Source organism: Achromobacter sp. SIMBA_011 (assembly GCF_046535435.1).
GTDB classification, from domain to species: Bacteria; Pseudomonadota; Gammaproteobacteria; order Burkholderiales; family Burkholderiaceae_B; genus Achromobacter; species Achromobacter dolens.
The window spans coordinates 1-236 of the sequence record NZ_JAWRWN010001228.1; the positions used below are offsets into that span (position 1 = coordinate 1).

A 236-nucleotide genomic window follows, 5' to 3' on the forward strand; every position below is an offset into this window, starting at 1 on the left:
GGCCATGCGTCCGGGATGCTGAAGCTCGCGCACGCCGACCCGGCCGCGCTCGCGATGCCACCCTGCGACACGATGATCGGCGCATGCGACGCGATGCGGCGCCTGTTCTCGACCATCCGCAAGGTGGCGAACACCGACGCTGCGGTGTTCATCGCTGGCGAATCCGGGACGGGCAAGGAGTTGACCGCCCGCGCGATCCACCGGCATTCGTCGCGCGCCGACGCGCCGTTCGTCGC

The 236-nt window shown here is 70.8% G+C and carries 1 protein-coding gene; it reads left to right on the forward strand.

Features of this window, described 5'->3' with window-relative positions:
- The coding region (locus SB816_RS34965; RefSeq protein WP_410548620.1) for a sigma 54-interacting transcriptional regulator at window positions 1-236 on the forward strand (236 nt) is incomplete at both ends.